Source organism: Ruegeria sp. G7 (assembly GCF_056535465.1).
The window spans coordinates 1,280,579-1,295,531 of record NZ_JBQFIL010000001.1 but is presented as its reverse complement, the minus strand read 5'-3'; the positions used below and the strand labels follow the sequence as shown (position 1 = coordinate 1,295,531).

The 14,953-nt window shown below is 58.7% G+C and carries 13 protein-coding genes; 1 reads left to right on the top strand and 12 read right to left on the bottom strand.

The window, feature by feature from the left end:
* Nucleotides 1–197: 197 nt before the first annotated feature.
* The 5 genes from ACR3EN_RS06450 to ACR3EN_RS06430 all read right to left on the bottom strand — a co-directional run bounded on the left by ACR3EN_RS06450 (nucleotide 198) and on the right by ACR3EN_RS06430 (nucleotide 5,277).
* A complete protein-coding gene (locus ACR3EN_RS06450) occupies nucleotides 198–494 on the bottom strand; it encodes a hypothetical protein (RefSeq protein ID WP_480823212.1) in 297 nt (98 codons plus the stop codon).
* Entirely contained in the window at nucleotides 491–826 is a 336-nt protein-coding gene (locus tag ACR3EN_RS06445) for a hypothetical protein (protein ID WP_480870836.1), read from the bottom strand. The genes ACR3EN_RS06450 and ACR3EN_RS06445 overlap by 4 nt, the downstream gene beginning before the upstream one ends.
* On the bottom strand, nucleotides 823–2,754 hold the full coding sequence (locus tag ACR3EN_RS06440) for an AAA family ATPase (RefSeq protein WP_480823208.1): 1,932 nt from the start codon (nucleotides 2,752–2,754) through the stop codon (nucleotides 823–825). The genes ACR3EN_RS06445 and ACR3EN_RS06440 overlap by 4 nt, the downstream gene beginning before the upstream one ends.
* A gap of 54 nt (nucleotides 2,755–2,808) precedes the next feature.
* Nucleotides 2,809–3,927, bottom strand: coding sequence for a hypothetical protein (locus ACR3EN_RS06435; protein WP_480870838.1), 1,119 nt, complete (start codon nucleotides 3,925–3,927; stop codon nucleotides 2,809–2,811).
* Between the two features lie 270 nt (nucleotides 3,928–4,197).
* Nucleotides 4,198–5,277, bottom strand: coding sequence for a hypothetical protein (locus tag ACR3EN_RS06430; RefSeq protein WP_480823204.1), 1,080 nt, complete (start codon nucleotides 5,275–5,277; stop codon nucleotides 4,198–4,200).
* A gap of 257 nt (nucleotides 5,278–5,534) precedes the next feature.
* Here ACR3EN_RS06430 and ACR3EN_RS06425 point away from each other — a divergent pair, with 257 nt between their 5' ends.
* Entirely contained in the window at nucleotides 5,535–7,718 is a 2,184-nt protein-coding gene (locus ACR3EN_RS06425; RefSeq protein WP_480823202.1) for an esterase-like activity of phytase family protein, read from the top strand.
* 101 nt (nucleotides 7,719–7,819) lie between these two features.
* On the opposite strand, the gene ACR3EN_RS06420 is transcribed toward ACR3EN_RS06425, so the two are convergent.
* From ACR3EN_RS06420 to ACR3EN_RS06390, 7 genes are all read right to left on the bottom strand, one after another.
* Nucleotides 7,820–8,371 carry a hypothetical protein gene (locus ACR3EN_RS06420; protein WP_480823200.1) on the bottom strand — a complete coding sequence of 184 codons (552 nt, stop codon included), beginning with the start codon at nucleotides 8,369–8,371 and terminating at the stop codon, nucleotides 7,820–7,822.
* 296 nt (nucleotides 8,372–8,667) lie between these two features.
* Nucleotides 8,668–9,135: an Hsp20 family protein gene (locus tag ACR3EN_RS06415; RefSeq protein WP_480823198.1), complete on the bottom strand. Its 468-nt coding sequence runs from the start codon at nucleotides 9,133–9,135 to the stop codon at nucleotides 8,668–8,670.
* A gap of 123 nt (nucleotides 9,136–9,258) precedes the next feature.
* Complete coding sequence (locus tag ACR3EN_RS06410; protein WP_480843502.1) at nucleotides 9,259–10,050, bottom strand: trypsin-like serine peptidase; 792 nt, start codon at nucleotides 10,048–10,050, stop codon at nucleotides 9,259–9,261.
* A gap of 23 nt (nucleotides 10,051–10,073) precedes the next feature.
* A complete protein-coding gene (locus ACR3EN_RS06405) occupies nucleotides 10,074–10,859 on the bottom strand; it encodes a trypsin-like serine peptidase (RefSeq protein ID WP_480823194.1) in 786 nt (261 codons plus the stop codon).
* 102 nt (nucleotides 10,860–10,961) lie between these two features.
* Nucleotides 10,962–12,275 (bottom strand): glycolate oxidase subunit GlcF, encoded by a 1,314-nt coding sequence (gene glcF / locus ACR3EN_RS06400; RefSeq protein WP_480823192.1) that lies wholly within the window; start codon nucleotides 12,273–12,275, stop codon nucleotides 10,962–10,964.
* 3 nt (nucleotides 12,276–12,278) lie between these two features.
* Nucleotides 12,279–13,379 carry a glycolate oxidase subunit GlcE gene (gene glcE, locus ACR3EN_RS06395; RefSeq protein ID WP_480823190.1) on the bottom strand — a complete coding sequence of 367 codons (1,101 nt, stop codon included), beginning with the start codon at nucleotides 13,377–13,379 and terminating at the stop codon, nucleotides 12,279–12,281.
* 64 nt (nucleotides 13,380–13,443) lie between these two features.
* Nucleotides 13,444–14,883, bottom strand: a complete 1,440-nt coding sequence (locus ACR3EN_RS06390; protein ID WP_480823188.1) for an FAD-linked oxidase C-terminal domain-containing protein — start codon at nucleotides 14,881–14,883, stop codon at nucleotides 13,444–13,446.
* Nucleotides 14,884–14,953: the final 70 nt, after the last annotated feature.

Sequence of the window (14,953 nt, the reverse complement as noted above, 5' to 3'; positions counted from 1 at the left end):
GTTCCTTTTGAATAAAATCCAGGGCGTTTCACCTCCCTCCGTAGTTGGATTGTTAAAGAACGGCGATATCTCTCCGAACTCGACAAAGGTAATGAGCCAAGCGCCCAACAAGGGTAGCGCCAGAATGTAAATGGCCCTTTTTAGTCCCTTAGATTTCAAATGACTTATTCCTTTCTCACTGGTTTAGTTGACACCCACTATACAAGCCCCGCTGCTGCACGACGCACAACAATCGTCGCCAAAACAAACAACGGCAACGCAAACGCCCGCGCTGTGATCTGCAAGTTGAACCCGACGTAAGATACCACACTGCCTTCGAACAGGATCAGCGTTTCCTCCCATGTCGTGCCCTCAAACCCACCGCCTGTGTTCACGCCGAACTGGGTCAGAAACAGCACCGCCACTGCGCCCAGAAAGCCGAATACGCCCCAGCGCACGGGCAAGATGAAACCCAGAACGAGTGCTAAACCGGTGATCGCAAGTGTCAACGTCATGTCATTGCCTCCTTTGACCAATGGCGCGTTGTTGCATACGCGCCTCCGGCCAAGATCATTGCGGGGACAAACCAGAACAACGCGCGACCAAGGAAATGTGAAGGCATTTCACCGGGACCAAAGGCGTGGAGCAGCGAGACCGGGCGCAAGATGGATGCGCCGTTCATCCAGATCTCGAACAGGGAACTCCAGATATAGGTGACCGCAAAGATGATCAGCGTGAGCATGGCAAAGGCCCAACCGGATGGCGGGCGACGGCGCGCGGCGGCTCTGCCGAAGAAGATGCAAGCGCCGATCAGGCTTGCAAAGATCAGGATTGGGCCGCCTGTCACCCCTTGCCCTCCAGATACCGTCGTTTGGCCTCTTCCATCCGGCCCATCTCACGCACGGCGTTTTCGATGGCAACCTCGTCGCTCTTGTCGGCATAGCGGAACTCGCTGTCGGCGTAGCGGTTGATTTCCTGCATCACCATCTCAACGGTGATCGGCTGGCGCAGGTCCTCGATCATCGCTTTCTTGGTGTCGTAGTCGCGGAACAGGAACAGGTCTGGGTTTTCCATCCACTCGTCGGGCAGTTCGAAGTCCATCGCGCGGACCTTGACCGCGTCGGTGATGTTCTTGATCGCGCGACCGGTAAACCGCTCATCCGCCTGCTGGATCGCCTTGAGGTAGGTGCCCAGCTTGGCGATCGTGTCCATCTGGCCGACCTCGCCGGAGACCCGGTCATAGACCTGCAACAGCGCGTCCTCATGCGGGCGGGAGTGGCTTTCGAAACTGGCGGCGACGGCCTTTTTGATCTCCTGCGCGGCATAGGCGTCGTGCTCGCCCAGCGGGATGTCGTGGTTGCGGCCCATCAGCAGGTGCAGGATGTCGATGTAATCCTCGCGCGTTTGCGGCCCGTCGACCAGGAACCGCGCCCCCGCCCGCTGGCGCAGGGCGTCGTCCACGTTCTCGGGATAATTCGAGAACATGCCAAAGGTGCAGTTGCCGCGCACAACGGTGTTGGCACCCGCAAAGCTCTCCATCAGCACGGCGGTGATTTCCAACTGCCCGGCTGACGATTGCCGGTCGCCGCGCTTGCCTGCCAGCTGGTCGATATCGTCGACGGTGCCAAAACCGATGACCGAGGGGTCGATGATCGTGTTGATAAACGCCTTGGCGTTCTGGCCGGATTTGCCCTGATAGCTGTCGATATTGTCGGTGCTCAGGTTCTGATAGCGGAACGGGTAGCCCGCGTTCTGGCAATAATCGTTGATCAGCCCGGCCATCATCTGGATCAGAGTGGTCTTGCCGGTGCCCGGCTTCCCGTCGCCCATGAAGGTAAAGATGAACCCGCCGAGTTCCGCGAACGGGTTCAGGCGGCGGTCGAAGTCATAGGCCATCAGCATCTTGGCCAGCTTCATTGCCTGATACTTGGCGATATGGTTGCCCACGACCTCATTCGGTTTCTTGAAGGTCATGGTGAGGGTGGTGGATTTGGCTTTGGAGGCCGGTGCAAACCCCCGGATCGTCAGATCGTCGGCCTCAATATGCCAGGCGGCGTTCTGGAACGCGGCCAAATGGTCAGCCGATTGCGCGCGCAGGGCGACCTTGTCCATCAACTGCTCGGCATAGGCACTGATCGCCGCGATCAGATGGGCATCGTCGGGGGCATGTTTCGCCAGCACCTGATCCAGCTCCCACAAGGTGCCGTGCAGGGCAAGCTGGCCATTGTCCGTCAACACCTCTTCGATCTCACCCAGATCAACCGTGGTTTCGCCCAGATGAGACGACATCAGATAAGCCAGCGCATTGCCCAGCACATGAGATGTGATCAAAGCCTCAGCCGTCAGCAATTCCGAAAACTCGGTCTTGCGCGCAACAGGCAAATCCCCCGCCAGATTGGCCCGCTTCAAATCGGCCAACGGAGTCCGCTCCGCATATGCCTCGGCCACCGCCAAAGCGATGGCAATTGCGCGCCGAATGGCCTGCTGCGCCGCGGCCTGAGAGGGTGAGACCAGCGTATCGCCATCGTCCGACGCCTCGATCCGCTCAACCAGATGCACTCCATCGGCTCGCACGCTCCGCCGCGTCACCAATCCCGGCGTGGTGGATCGAAACCGCCGCCCCGTCGACACGCCCGGGGACCGCTCAACCGCCACATCAACCGGTTTCGCAATCCGCGGCGCATGTTCGAACCCGTTCAACAGGGCCGTCGCCGCCGGGTAATGCTTGCGAACATCGTCTTCGCGCAATTCCATCTGATCTGACGTCAAACTCATCTCAAAAACCGCCCATGCTTCATCTTTTCAAAAATACTCTCGCCAAAGGCGAAACTAATAGCGCAACACCTGCCCCGTATTGCTGACCACAAACTTGCGCACATCGGCAAAGCCCGGCGGGTTGCGCTCGGCCAGCACCTGAAACGGACGCTGAGGCAGAATGATTGAACGCTGCGTGCGCGTCGCTCCGGTTTCAGCCCCTTGCCCGCCAAACGGATCCAGCGCGAAGACCTCGCGCTCAACCGTCGAGAACCACCCGGCGCGTTCCTCGATCACCTCTTCGCTCTCCAACTCTTCGGTCGTCCAGGCCAGCGCCCAATCCTGCCCCTGAGGGGCCTGCGCGTCCTCCAGCACCTGCCGCAAGGGGCCGGATTGCTCGGTAAAGGCCGAGGAATACATCGGACCCACATGAATACGTCGCAGATGTTTGGGATGCAGGTCGTCGAAATCCTGATCGAACCCCTTGGCGATAGTCACCAGCTTCAAACCACCCAAGGATTGCGCCATCAGATGCGCCTGCACTTCGGGCCAGCGGCGCTGGTCCTTGGGCAATGCCGTCCGACCGCTGTCCTCCAACTGCATCAGGTAGATGACCGGCAGATTGATCTGGCTGTCATAGACCGCCCAGTGGATCAGGAACTTGCGCCGCTCGCCCTCATTCCCGATCCAGTGGCATTCTGGATCGTTGCGGGCCCAGAACAGCTGTCCTTTCAGCAATTCCTCGTAGTAGAGCCTTTGGGACAGCGCGAATTGCAGCTTGGTGGGGATTTCCTGGTCTCCGATGATCGTCCGCACCATGTCGGTTTTCAGATCATCTTCAGAGGGCATATTCGCCAGATGCACCTGCGCCTGCTGTGCGTCATTGGCCATAGTCAGCAGCTCGGCCGCCACCGGAAACCCGCTGTCGCGCTTGTCCATGGCAAGGCTACCAAAGAACCGCCCCGTATCGCGCCCGACCAGCAGATATTTCATGCTGAGCGCTCGGAACGTGTAGAGCAACCCCGAGAGGTAGCGCGACACGATTCGCACCTCTTGCTTGCTGATCGCGCCCTCAGCCTCCATCGTCGCGGCCACGCGCAGGAGGTGGACGGTGATCACCTCGAATTTGCGGAAGTATCGACGCGAGGCGAAAGTGTCGGTCAGGCCGACATGATCTTGGGTGGGGTTAGTCATTGGCAGATTTATTACACCCGTTTGTGCGGCATTGATGAAGCCGCCAAGGCAAAAGAAGAACTTCCGAGATCAGGTACAATGCGAAGATGATAAGCCCGAAGATTACACTACCCGGCCCGACATATAGAGTGAGGAAGCCGAGCAGCTTATAAGCTCCGCCATCGACACCGATTTCATGCAGAAGGGCCGTTAGGCCATAGACAGGGAACGGCCAAACCACGAGAAAGAGGCCAATTCTGAGCAGCCTAAAGTCTTTTTGGCTAAACCACTTCATCCGCCATACAAATTCTTATCATGCTTCTCGACAATCGAGGCAAAGCGGCGAGCAAAGCGTTCGTCCGCTTTGGCCTTTTTCTCCAGCACGTCGCGAGCAAAGACCATGTGGTCCTCATGCGCCTCAAGCATGTCGGCCATTTTCTGGTTGGTCGCGGTGCCGATGGCGGCCATGGCGGATTGCGCTTCTTGGTCGGTCTGCACGCCGATCTCGTTGATGCGGTGGGCCACGTCCTGCTGCTGCGCGGTTTTCAGCGATTTGGTCAGGGCGTCATACAGCACCACGCGCTGTTGCGTGTCTGTCTGCAGCTTGTTGATCAGCACCATCTGCGTCGCCGCCTGGTTTTGCAGTGAATCGACCCAGGTCTTGCCCTTTTCGATATAACGCTCCAGCGTCTGGCTTTTGGCCAGCTTGACCTGTTCCTCCTGAACTTTGGCGTTGTATTGCTTGTTCAATTCGGCCAGTTCGGTTTCCAGCTGGGTGCGCGCAGCGGCATCCTGTTCGACGCTGATCTTGTTTTCCAGCGTGATGATCGTCGGGTCCATGCCCTGAATCTCGGTGCGCAAGGCCTCAAGCTCTGCAACGGTCGCCTCACGGTCGTCCAGCGTGACGGTCAGGTTGTCCTCGACCTTGACGCGCTGTTCCTCCAGCACGGCCAACTGACCTTCCAGCAGTTTGACGATCACGTCGGACTTAGCGATCAGGTCCTGCAGCTTGTCGTCGATATTGGCCGTGCGCATCCGTTCCTGCCGCATGGACTCGGATTTGGCCTTGGCGAAGATGCCCACAAACGACTCCCACCCGGTTTTCGACCGCATCTCGTCAAAATCCTTGGAAAACGCGTTGGTGACATCGTCCAACCCCATGATCAGCTCGGCAATATTGGCATTCATCACCTCGGTATGGGCGTGAACATCCTCAAGCGTGGCGTTTTCGATGTCGATATCCGCCTCGGCGGTCCCGATCTTGGCGCGCGCGGCCTCGATCCGCGAGGTCAGCCCTTCGATCTGCGATTGGCTTTCGCGCACCTTGGCTTGAGTTTCCTGAATGAGCGCTTCGAATTGCTGGTTCGACATCTGTCCTATCCTTGTTTTTCTTATATACCCAATAAGATAGGGAATGTTACGCCTATTTACATCCCCTCGGGCTCTAAAATCAGTGAAAGATTGGCAAACTCGGGGACAAAAAGATAGGCGGGTCAATCGAACGGCACAGGTAAAAGAACCGGCGCGGCAGCTGTGCAACTTGTCATCAAACTGAATCAAAACCGTCACGATCGCGCAACAATGTGCGTCCATCCCACTTGGGCCCAAGTGAGAGAGGATACCAACCGATGTCGTTGCGCTTTGTCTGCCTGACATCTGCCCTTGCCCTGACTGCTGGTCAGGCTGCGGCAGAGATGAATTTCAACCGAATTGCGTCTTTCCCCGTCGTAAAAAACATGGCCGAGGGCGCGGATACCAACCGCGAAACCTCGCCCGAAATTATCGCGGCCACTGCAGATGGCATGACATTGGTCTATACTGACAGCCCGCTTGGCGTGATCGGCATGGTCGACATCACCGATCCTGCAAAACCCGCGCCTTTGGGTGCGATGGAGGTGGGCGGCGAGCCGACATCCGTTGGGATCGTTGGCGCAACGGCCTTTGTGGGTGTCAACACTTCGGAAAGCTATACCGCGCCGTCGGGCAAGCTGATCGCAGTCGATATCGCGGGCAAGACCGAAACCGGTGCCTGTGATCTGGGCGGTCAGCCCGACAGCGTCGCCATCTCGCCCGATGCCAGCTTTGTCGCCGTGGCGATCGAGAATGAGCGCGACGAAGATCTGAACGATGGCATCATCCCGCAGCTTCCCGCAGGTGAGCTGGCACTTGTTCCGCTGAAAGACGGCGCGCTGGATTGCGCGGGTATGAAGATGGCCTCACTAACCGGTCTGGCCGAGGTTGCTCCGACCGACCCCGAACCTGAATTCGTAGACATCAACAGCCTTGGTGAAACCGTCGTCACCCTGCAGGAAAACAACCACATCGCAGTTGTGGGCAAGGATGGCACCGTGATAAGCCATTTCTCGGCCGGAAGCGTGGATCTGGAGGGCATTGACGCCACCGATGAGCGCGGCGCACTGATCTTCACCGAAAACCAACCGGGTCGCCTGCGTGAACCCGATGCGGTGAAATGGATCGACGATAACCACTTCGCCACCGCCAATGAAGGCGACTATGAGGGCGGCTCACGCGGCTGGACGATCTTCCACAAGGACGGCACCGTCGTTTACGAGAACGGCACCGATTTCGAGAAAGCCATTATCCAGATCGGTCACTACCCCGACAAACGCTCGGACAGCAAAGGGGTCGAGCCCGAAAGCGTGACCGCAGCCACCTTCGGCGGTACACCGATGATCTTTGTGGGGGCCGAGCGTGCCTCGGTCGTGGGTGTCTACGACGCCACCGATCCGGCAAACCCGGTGCTGAAACAGCTGCTGCCCTCGGGCGTCGGCCCTGAAGGCTATGTAGCGATCCCCGAGCGTAACTTGCTGATCTCGGCCAACGAAAAAGACCTGATCGAAGATGGCGGCCCGCGCGCCCATATCTCGATTTTCGAATATCAGGATGCGCCCGCAACCTATCCCCATCTCACGTCAGAGGGCGCGGATGAGCTGATCGGATGGGGTGCTCTGTCCGGTCTGGTGGCAGACGCGGACGGCATGATCTATGCGGTCAATGACAGCTTTTACGGTTTCCAGCCCTCGATCTTCAAGATCGACCCAAGCCAGCAGCCCGCTCGCATCGTGGACGTGATCCGCATCCACCGCCAGGACGGCAACCCGGCACAAAAGCTGGACCTTGAGGGCATCACGCTGGATGGCAACGGTGGCTTCTATGTCGCCTCCGAAGGCCGCACCGACCGGGTCATCCCGCATGCGATCTACCATGTCAGCGCGGATGGTCTGATCAAGGACCGCAAGGGCGAGATCGGCCTGCCTGCCGAGTTGATGGCTGTCGAGAAACGCTTTGGCTTTGAAGGCATCACCAAAGTCGGTGACACCTTGTGGATGGCCGTACAGCGCGAATGGAAGGACGACCCGGCAAACCATGTCAAACTGGTGGCTTACAATCTGGAAAGCGGCGAGTGGGGTGCCGTGCACTATCCCAAAGCCCAGCCCGAAACCGGCTGGGTCGGACTGTCGGAAATCGCAGCCTTCGGCGATCATATCTATGTCATCGAACGCGACAACCAGCATGACCACCGCGCCGTGACCAAAAAGGTCTACCGCATCCCGCTGTCCGAAATGACCCCGGCCCCGCTGGGCGGCCCCCTGCCCGTGGTCAGCAAGCAAGAGGTCCGCGACCTGCTGCCCGACCTGACCTCGACCGGAGGCTACGTTCTGGACAAGATCGAAGGTCTGGCCATCCTGCCTTCGGGCGAGGCGTTTGTGATGACTGACAATGACGGCGTCGACGATGCCTCAGGCGAGACCATGTTCTGGTCGATTGGGTCAGTGACCGCCGGGAACTGACGATCATTCCCGAATACCAAACCTACCCTGCGCAGCAATTGTGCAGGGTTTTTCGATTCAGGATTGGAAGTGATGCAGGTTAGAAGATCCAGTCCAGATCGCTATTGGTTACGCCAACGAAGCCAAAGCAGCCGTGCCAATGGGAAACAACTGATAAACAAAAAAAGCAGTATCATACCCACTGCCCGGGGATCATTTAGTAGATTTACTATGGGATTTGGCCTTTCCGAAGCAGGTTCTGCTTTTGGAACAAAAACATGTTCGATTGTCCAAGCAGATTTCGTCTCATCAGATAGTTCAGACCACCCTACGATACGAATTGCATCTGTTTCTCCGTAAATGAGTAGCAGATCCGTTTCTCCGTTGAAGCCGGGTACCTCTGTCCTTTCAACCATTTCCTCTGGCACATCGCGAAATCTAATCCGATTGCCCGAGGTACTGTGATCGACAATAGTGTCCGCTCCATCACCCAGCTCAAAAGTATAGGTGTCGTAAGAGTCGTATCCGACCAGAACGTCGTTCCCTTTCGCGCCCCGAAACGCATCTCGCAGATTGGTGCCCCCGAGATCATTGTCTGCAGAATTTCCGTTTCTTACCAACCCCATATTCAGCGTTGGACCATCACCGACCATGCCAGAATAGTCTTCAGCCATGGCCGGAGGCAAAACTTCAGCCGAGCTCAGAGCCGGTAGGGACAAAAGCAAGAGCGGAACAAAATGTCGAAACATCAACAACCTGAGACAGCCAATCCCTCAAATCTGGCAGGGCCGTGTGGAAGAAACAAGGGGACATGAAACCAGAGCGTGCATTTCACGAGGTTACTAAGCGCCAGGTAGAACAAGAAAGTGCTTTGTTGGCTAAAACACAACGCCCCGCGCCTGGAGGTACGCGGGGCGTGCAGTCTGCGACAGGCCACAGAGGCAGGGCCGTCGCAAAGTGATCAAGTGCCTCAGTTCACGGCTTTGGCATCGACCACATCTTTTTCGATGGCTTTGCCATTCGAAATCTCGATCCGGCGCGGTTTCAGCGCTTCGGGCACTTCGCGCTTCAGATCGATGTTCAACATGCCATCCTCATGGCTTGCGCCGGTGACGCGAACATGGTCGGCAAGGGCAAAGCGACGCTCGAACGCGCGCGTGGCGATACCGCGATGCAAATAGTTGCGCTCGGGTTGGTCGGCGGCTTTCTTGCCCGCAACGATCAGTGCGCTTTCCTTAACTTCGACCGACAGATCGGCCTCGGAAAAACCGGCGACGGCTACCGAGATGCGATAGGTGTCGGCCTCGGTCTTTTCGATGTTGTATGGCGGATAGCTTGGCTGGGCCACGTCATTGGTCAGAACCCGATCCATCATGTCTGCGACGCGGTCAAACCCGATGGTAGCGCGGTGCAGCGGTGCAAAATCAAATGTACGCATATGTCATATCCTCTTTCCTGAGCGATGTGCAAAACGGCCCTCCGTCACGGACGGGCACTGGGTTACGCGGGCCCCTGTTCAGGCGACCCGATACACCTCAGATGGGAAGAGAGTTGACAGGGTTCAAGACCCGCCTGCGCTGATGAACTTCGCACCTGAACTGGACTTGTCAGAGCCCGGTTGCAGCCGTCGTATCGTCGCCGTCGGGCGCGGGGCATCCCGGCGCATGGCGCCCTTCAGCTCGGCCACAATGCCCGCGAGTTCCATCCCGTAGCCCACCTTCTGTGGTCCGTTCCAGGCAACGGCCGAGACAACCGAAAGGATCTGCCAGCGCGGCCCGTTTCTGGCCAGTATCGCAGACCCTGACGACCCGAAGGTCACATCGCAATTGAACGCGATCAGCCCCTGACCACGTTCAACGATGTTGCACGACCGCTGACGCGTAATCGCCTCGGCGCGGCCACGCCCATAAGAGGCGACGCTGATCTCGTTATTGAGAACACGTCCGGAATACAAAGCGAACGGGTTTGCAATGGCATAGGGAATAGGCTCTTCCAGACGCATCAGAGCCACATCAACGCGGACGTTCTCGGCCGAAACCGGCGCGTTGGCGACATAGTCCTGATGGGCCGCAATCTGGATCACCTTGCGCTCTGCCAAAGCTTGGCCATCGCTTAGGCCAGCGCGAAAGGTCACCTTCCCCGGCGCATATGGTTTTCCGGTCGCGCGATCCAAGGCGCAATGGGCAGCGGTCAGCACCAAATCCTTCGCGATCAGGGTGCCGGTGCAGAAACCGTCATTCCCGATATCCAATCGTCCGACCGCCTCCCAGCCATACAGATCGTCGCGATCGGTCAGACGGCGTTTGCCGCTGTTCTGCGCCTGCGCTGCGGTAAGACAAATGGAAACAAGCAAGACTATGGATAGGAATATGCGGCTCATGGTTTCAGAAATTTCGCCCCCAGATTTGTAGACCCCGGGCCCGTCGACGCGCGCAATCCACGCCCTTGCGACAACTCGGCCTGCAGCAATTCCAACGATTGCTCAAGCGCCGTTCCCAGTGCGACGCGACGCCCGTCCATTTCAGCCTTGGCGGCGACGACCGAAACGATACGCGGGCGGTCCCCTTCAAACGAAAAGACAGGTGCGCCCGAGGCGCCGAAATCAACATCGCAGGACATCACCAGAACGCCTGCCTGCCGCGCCATCACCGAACACACCTCTTGCAGCGAGGGTGCCTCGGCCCGGTCGTGCGCGTAAGAAACAACGCCCACGTCTTCCCCATGCGCGGGGCGGTGGCCGGTTTCGAACGGGACGACCGACGTGATGCGGATCGGCTGTCGGAGCTCGATCAACGCGATGTCGTGGCGTACACGCGTGACCGACGCCCCGCCATCAAATTCATAATCAGGATGCACCACGGTGCGCAGCGCGGCCCGATACGCCAGCGCATGCCCCAATCGCCAGCCGGCCAGAAACTCGATCCGTGCGGGGTCGATGGGCTGCTTGGTGACCTTATCGAACAGACAATGCGCCGCCGTCAGCACCAATGTGGGAGAGATCAAGGCACCCGTGCAGAAGCCTGTACCGTCGATATCCAGACGGCCAACCGCCATCCAAGCGCGCCCGGCATGCGAGGTCTCGAGGCGCTCCAGTCTGGTATCCTGCGCCTGCACGACCAAGGGCAGCAGGCTGATTACAAAAGCCGCAATCCAATTGCGCACGGGGGCCTCCGGTCATTGGGTCCAGCGCCGAGTCGTACGCGTGAGGTGCGGCAAAATTAGGGCAATATCAGAAATGCGCAGCACCCTGTGATGTCTCAAAGATCAGCGCAGAACAGGCACCACCGGTTGCCCCGCAGCCATGGCGCGCGGGCGTGGCCCGCCGGTCGCCCAATCCAGCAATTCCACCGTATGCACAACAGGTATCGCAGTGCCGGAACCGATCTGCATCATGCAGCCGATGTTTCCGGCTGCAATCACATCTGGTTTCTTGGCCTCAAGCGTCTGCAGCTTGCGCTGTTTCAGCTTGGCCGAGATTTCGGGCTGCATCAGGTTGTATGTCCCGGCACTTCCACAACACAGATGGCTGTCAGCAGGCTCTACTACGGTGAATCCGGCCTTTTTCAGCAGGGTCTTGGGATGCGACTTGATCTGTTGGCCATGTTGCAAAGAGCAGGCCGCATGATATGCGACGACCAAATTCTGATCCATCTGTTCGGGCAGATCGAGTTGCATCAGCAGCTCGCTGATATCCATCGCGATCCCTGCAACACGCGCGGCATCCGCCGCCAGAGGATCGTTGCGGAACATGTGGCCATAGTCTTTCACCGTCGTACCGCATCCGGATGTGTTTATGACAATCGCGTCCAGCCCGTCCGCATCCATCTCGGCAACCCAGGCCCTGATATTGGCGGCAGCCGCGTGGTGACTTTCCACGGTCTTACCCATGTGATGGGTCAGCGCGCCACAGCACCCTGCCCCGTCAGCAATCACGACCTCACATCCCAGACGCGTCAGCAGGCGAATCGTGGCATCATTGATATCGGTATTCAGTGCCTTCTGCGCACACCCCGTCATCAGGGCCACACGCTTCTTTCGGGGTCCCTTGGGCAAAAAGCTCTGCGGATCATCGTTGCGGCTGACCGGCGGGATATGCTTCGGCGCCATGTCCAACATCGCTTTTAACCTGGCGTCCGGCATGAGAAACCGGAAAGGACGGCCAAGCTTAGCCCCGATCAGCGCCCAGCGGAAACGCATCGGATAAGGCAATATCCGGGCCAGAACCCAGCGCAGCATACGATCTGTCAGCGGTCGCCTGTAGTTTGCTTCGATGTATTCTCGCGCATGATCAACCAGATGCATGTAGTGCACGCCCGAAGGGCAGGTTGTCATGCACGCCAGGCACGAGAGACACCGGTCGATATGTTTGACCGTTTTTTCGTCCGGAACACGCTCATTCTCCAGCATGTCCTTGATCAGATAAATGCGCCCGCGCGGGCTATCCAACTCGTCGCCCAACACCTGATAGGTGGGGCAGGTCGCGGTGCAAAACCCGCAATGAACGCAGCTCCTCAGAATCTCGTTCGAGCGCTGGATTGCCGGATTCTGCAGTTGCTCTTCCGTAAAACTTGTTTGCATCGCCTACCCCATCAGGCCCGGATTAAACAAACCGCGCGGATCGAATTTCGCGCGCAGAGCCTGTGCCAGAGCCGAGACTGTCGGGGCCTCGGGCTGAAAGCGGCTCAGGGTTTCGAAGGTCTGACGCTCTGCGCGCACCAGTGTGGCGTGACCCGAGAATTCGCCCAGCCGGTTCCTCAAATCCGTACCGGCTGCAACACGCATCCAGATCAATCCGCCCCCCCAGTCGAACAACAGCTGCTCGGCACGAGCGCGCGTTGCAATCTCTGGCGCATCACTTGGCTTGACCGACACGCGCCAGATATCTCCTTGCGAGCCATGAAAGGCGCGCACGTCACGTATGGCGTTCCAAACCGCTGCGGGATCAGCCTCTTCCGAGACCGGGCCGAACTGCTGCAGGTCAGCGGCCAGTTTGCTACATCGATATTCAACCGAGTCGGCAAAGCCCTCGACTCTGACAAAGGCCCTTTGATCACCTGGGTCATATGCTGCGCCGCTTACCTCAAACGGCGATTTCAACGCCTGCGAGAGCACACGCACCGCAGTCTCGGCATCCCCCACCGCAAGCGACAGCGTCGCAACCCGATCAGGCTTGGGAAGCACTTTCAACGAAACCTCGGTCAAAACGCCCAACGTGCCCCATGACCCGGCCATCAGCTTGACCAGATCGTAGCCGGTGACGTTCTTCATCACGCGACCACCGTTCTTGACCACCTGCCCGCGCCCATCAACAAAGCGCACACCCAGCAGAAAATCCCGGCATGCCCCGGCCTGAATGCGCCGGGGCCCCGAAACATTCGCCGCGACAACCCCGCCAATGGTCGGCACGCCCGTGCAGCCCAGCAAGCCACGATGGTCCATCGGCTCAAAGGCCAATTGCTGACCTTCCGCTTCCAACGCAGCCTCGATCTCGGCCAGCGGCGTGCCCGCCCGCGCCACCAGCGTCAATGCACCCGGCTCATAAAGCGTGATGCCACTCAGGCCAGCAGTGCTCAGCGATGGCGCTGCTCCGGTTACGCCGCGTGTCCCGCCCCCGACAATGCAAACAGGCGCCTTCAAGCCCGTTACAAGTTCAGCCAGTTCCGCTTCTGTCTCTGGTGCCATATCATTTCTTCTGTTCAAGATTACTTCGGGGGAAGCCGCGCCTGTGCGACAGAGGCAGGGCCCTCTACTCTGCGGCCATCCGTCGACCTTCGGAAACGTCCAGCGGGAACACCTTCGCAGGGTTCAGCAGCCATGCGGGATCGAACACATCCTTGACCGCCATTTGCGCCTCAAGATCGGCGGGCGCATATTGATGATGCATCAGGTCGCGCTTTTCGATCCCCACCCCATGCTCGCCGGTCAGACACCCGCCTTCATCCACACAGAGTTTCAGAATCTCCGCCCCAAACGCCTCGCATTTCTCAAGATCACCGGGCTTGTTGGCGTCAAACAGGATCAGAGGATGCATGTTCCCGTCGCCCGCATGGAACACATTGCCAACAGGCAAACCGTAATCTTCGCTCAACTCACCGATCCGGCGCAGCACGGCGGGCAGGGCGGACACGGGAATCGTTCCGTCCAGACACATGTAATCGTTCATCTGCCCCATCGCGCCAAAAGCCGATTTTCGGCCAAGCCAGATCTTCGCACTCTCCTCAGCGGATTGGCTTTCGCGCAGTTCCACCGGATTGTGCCGCTTCGCGATCTCGATGATCTTTGACAACTGATAGTCGATCTCGGCCTCTGACCCCTCGACTTCGACAATCAGCAACGCCTCGCAATCAGGATATCCGGCATGGGCAAAGTTTTCGCAGGCCTGAATGCACAACCGGTCCATGAACTCGATCGCGACCGGCAGAATGCCCGATTTGATGATATCAGAGACACATTGCCCCGCGACCTCATTGTCATCAAACCCCATCAGGACGGGCCGCGCCCCCTCGGGCTTGCGCAGGATACGCAGCGTGGCCTCGGTCACGACACCCAGTTGCCCTTCCGACCCGCAGATCACGCCCAGAAGGTCCAGCCCCGGGGCATCCAGATGGGCACCGCCGATCTCGACCACGCGACCATCCATCATCACCATAGTCACGCCCAGCAGGTTGTTCGTCGTCACGCCGTATTTCAGACAATGCGCCCCGCCCGAGTTCATTGCGATATTGCCTGCAATCGCGCAGGCGAGTTGCGAGGACGGGTCGGGCGCGTAAAAGAAATCCTGTTCCTCCACCGCGCCGGTGACGCTCAGGTTGGTCCGGCCGGTCTGCACCTTGATGAAGCGATTGTCATAATCGACCTCCAGCACCTCATTCATCCGCGCCACGCCCAGAATGACGCAATCGGCGGTGGGCAAGGCCCCCCCAGCCAGCGAGGTGCCCGACCCGCGTGGCACCACCGGCACCCCTTCGTCATGACAGATGCGCAGAACGTCCGAGACCTCCTGCGTATTCGACGGCAGCACAGCCAGCATCGGCGGGCAGCGATAGGCGGTCAGAGCGTCACACTCATAGGCACGGGTCTCGGCCGGATCATGAATGATCGCATCCTTGGGCAAAACCCGCGACAGACGCGTGACAAGCTGGGCTTTGCGGCGCAAAACGGCGGGGTTTGGGGTGGGCATTTCCATGGCTGACCTCCAATTTGGTAAAATAATATTACCAATTTATCCATCTGGCAAGTTCGCATCCGCCCGCCTA

Bases quoted from the DNA above. Each gene is read 5' to 3' on its own strand.
- ACR3EN_RS06450 (WP_480823212.1), bottom strand. From the start codon at position 494: ATGACGTTGACACTTGCGATCACCGGTTTAGCACTCGTTCTGGGTTTC.
- ACR3EN_RS06440 (WP_480823208.1), bottom strand. From the start codon at position 2,754: ATGAGTTTGACGTCAGATCAGATGGAATTGCGCGAAGACGATGTTCGC.
- ACR3EN_RS06435 (WP_480870838.1), bottom strand. From the start codon at position 3,927: ATGACTAACCCCACCCAAGATCATGTCGGCCTGACCGACACTTTCGCC.
- ACR3EN_RS06430 (WP_480823204.1), bottom strand. From the start codon at position 5,277: ATGTCGAACCAGCAATTCGAAGCGCTCATTCAGGAAACTCAAGCCAAG.
- ACR3EN_RS06425 (WP_480823202.1), top strand. From the start codon at position 5,535: ATGTCGTTGCGCTTTGTCTGCCTGACATCTGCCCTTGCCCTGACTGCT.
- ACR3EN_RS06420 (WP_480823200.1), bottom strand. From the start codon at position 8,371: ATGGCTGAAGACTATTCTGGCATGGTCGGTGATGGTCCAACGCTGAAT.
- ACR3EN_RS06415 (WP_480823198.1), bottom strand. From the start codon at position 9,135: ATGCGTACATTTGATTTTGCACCGCTGCACCGCGCTACCATCGGGTTT.
- glcF (WP_480823192.1), bottom strand. From the start codon at position 12,275: ATGCAAACAAGTTTTACGGAAGAGCAACTGCAGAATCCGGCAATCCAG.
- glcE (WP_480823190.1), bottom strand. From the start codon at position 13,379: ATGGCACCAGAGACAGAAGCGGAACTGGCTGAACTTGTAACGGGCTTG.
- ACR3EN_RS06390 (WP_480823188.1), bottom strand. From the start codon at position 14,883: ATGGAAATGCCCACCCCAAACCCCGCCGTTTTGCGCCGCAAAGCCCAG.